The organism is Mycobacterium sp. TH-M116 (assembly GCF_057473685.1).
Map to the genome: position 1 here is coordinate 1 of NZ_JBYCLC010000211.1, position 2,673 is coordinate 2,673.

Below are 2,673 nucleotides of genomic sequence, written 5' to 3' on the forward strand. Positions count from 1 at the left end.
GCGAAGCCGGCGGTCCGCAACGCGGCGAGCACGTCGCCGATCGGCGACGGCGACACCGCCACCGTCGGCGCCAGGGCGCGCAACTGCACCCCTGCGACGGCGGGCGCCGCGAGCGCCTGGGCCAGCAGCGCCGGGTCCTCGCAGCGCACGAACGACGCGGCCATCCCGATCCGCAGCTGGCCATGCCGGCGCGCAACGTCATCGATCAGATAGGTAAGCCCCTGCGGCACTCGGTTTTTAGAGTGCTGTGTGAAAAAACTCTGCATCCAGTCGCGGGTCCTGCCGACATCGAGCGCGTGGCGGATCGACTGCTCGCTGATGCGGTACACCATCGCGGCGCCGGCCGATTCGACGGTGGCGACGGTGGCCAGCTGGTCGGCGAGGTCGCGCTTCAGGGGGCCGGGTACCACGACGGTCAGATCGGCCTGAACCAGGAAGTGGTCGATCGGTTCGGGCAACGCGCGTGCCATCGCGTCGACCGCGACGCGGGGGTCGGCGTCCACGTCCAGAAGTGCCCGGCCGGGCGTGCTGATCGCCCCTCGACCCACGAGACCCAGGGTGTGACTCTCGCTCAGCAGATCGCCGACGGGCCCCGGCTGCAGCCGCCGGGCCCAGCGCGGACGCCGCCACACCAGGGCCGCCGATGCCGCGACCGCGTCGACACTCGCGCCCGCGGGCAGCTCTGCGAGCATGCCCAGCAGCAGTCGCCGATCCAACGGCGCCGCCGTTGAGTACAGCGAAACGGACAGGGCAACATACGGTTTGGCATCCGGACTGCGGGTCCCGATCAACGCCGGACGGCCCGGCAGATCGAGCCAGGCTTCGGCCAGCAGGTGCCAACGCTCGGCGGGCGAGCTCGCGGTGAACCGGTCGATGGCCGGCGTCGGTGCCCAGTACGGTCCATCGACATTGGGGCCGTCGGTCGGCTCCGGATCAGGTGTGCCGCTGGCGATCAATCCGGCGGCGGCCGTGATCTCGAGGATCAGCCCGAGCCGCGGCTCCGCGATGCCGGTCGCCTTGGCCAGCCGCTTGAGCTCGCGGACTCCCAGTCCGCCGCTGCGCAGCTCGGGGACCGGCGCGGTGCTCAGGGTCTCGATCACCCCGTCGACTTCCCGTAGCAGGTCGACGACGGCTCCGGCGGCCGCTGCGTCGACGTCGTCGGGCGTGGTGGCCGACACCACCGGATCGGGCGCCCTCAGCTGCATCGGGCCCGGCCGGTCGCCGCGCAGCACCTGCCCGACGTGGCGGGGCAGGATGACCGTCTCGGCGTCGATGCGTCGCAGCAGGCCCAGCGCCAGCAGCTGTGGTACCGGCCGCTCCGCGGGGGCGCCCGGGGCGGCGTCCCGCGTGCGACCGATCGGAGAGCCCTCGAGCAGTTTGTCCAGTACCTCGCGCTGTGCGGGGTCGAGGTTCTCGACGAGGTCCGCGATCTGCTCGCCCGAGCGCGAGGCGTCCTCGAGGATGACCTGGCCCGGGTGCCACGGCAGTGCGGTTCCCGCGTCGGCGGCCACCCGGACGGCGGCCTCGCCCCAGGCCAGGGCGCGCTCTTTGAGGGCGTCCAGCGCGGCGATGGCGTCGGCCTGCGGGGCGCGGTCACCGATCAGCGCGAGCAGCTTGGCGCTCGGCACCGGCATCGAGTCGGCCTGCAACACCAGCAGGGCGTCGAGCACCGCCAGCCGCAGGAAGTCGAGGTCGTCGGTGGCGGCCTTGACCGACTGGTGGGCCTGTGCGCGCGCGGCGAGCGCGGCGATGCTGCCGGGTGGGGGCTGGGCCAGGTCAGGCCGCAGTCGCAGCAGCCGGATCAGCCGCTCGTCCGGCAAGTCGGCCAGCCAGGACCCCAGCGGGATGTCCGGGGTGTTGTCGGTCATTACCGATTAGCGTAGGGCCGATCAGCGTAAAGCAGCCCCCCAGGCCCGCGTTCCGCAGCGAGGATGCGTGCAGGCCAGCGCGCGCCCGCCAGACACCCCGACGCACGGACCGCAGACCTTGCGCCGCGCCGTCCGGCGCGAAATGTCAGAATGGTCGACGTGGCTGACATTGCTGAGGGCAAGGCCCGCAGAACCAAGTACGTCGACAACGGCTGGCCTGCGACGGGACCGGACGACCACGCGGTGAGTGAACTCGTGAGCGACCGAACGGGCGCCTTGTCGCCCTTCGGCGAGCTGAACTTCCCACTGCCCGCCGACGACCTGCCCTACGTACATCCGGTTACCGAAATCAACCGTTAGACGGCCACGATGGCCGAGGCGTCCGAGGCCGGGACCCCACTTTCGCACCTGGATGAGCGCGGGGCGGCCCGTATGGTCGACGTGACCGCCAAGGGCGCCACCAGACGCACGGCCGTGGCGGCGGGAACCTTTCGCACCTCGGCCCATGTGGTGGGGCTGATCTCGACCGGCGGGCTGCCCAAGGGCGATGCGCTGGCGACCGCACGGATCGCGGGCATTCTCGCGGCGAAGCGCACCAGTGACCTGATCCCGTTGTGCCATCAGCTTGCGCTCACCGGAGTCGACGTCGAATTCACCGTCGGCGAGTCGGAGGTCGAGATCACCGCGACGGTACGCAGCACGGACCGCACCGGCGTGGAGATGGAAGCGCTGACCGCCGTGAGCGTGGCCGGGCTTACGCTCTACGACATGATCAAGGCGGTTGACCCGGCCGCGCGCATCGACG

Annotated in this window: 3 protein-coding genes; 2 read left to right on the plus strand and 1 reads right to left on the minus strand. The window is 71.5% G+C overall.

Annotated features, from left to right (window positions below; genetic code table 11):
• Window positions 1-1,868 (minus strand): helicase-associated domain-containing protein (locus AC2VOK_RS10670; protein WP_428900439.1); only part of this gene is annotated, 1,868 nt, incomplete at its 3' end.
• Between the two features lie 159 nt (window positions 1,869-2,027).
• On the opposite strand from AC2VOK_RS10670, the gene AC2VOK_RS10675 reads away from it, so the two are divergent.
• Together AC2VOK_RS10675 and moaC are read left to right on the plus strand one after the other, a co-directional pair.
• Complete coding sequence (locus AC2VOK_RS10675; protein WP_421531394.1) at window positions 2,028-2,228, plus strand: hypothetical protein; 201 nt, start codon at window positions 2,028-2,030, stop codon at window positions 2,226-2,228.
• A 9-nt stretch (window positions 2,229-2,237) separates the two neighbouring features.
• The coding region (moaC, locus tag AC2VOK_RS10680) for a cyclic pyranopterin monophosphate synthase MoaC (protein ID WP_428900440.1) at window positions 2,238-2,673 on the plus strand (436 nt) is incomplete at its 3' end.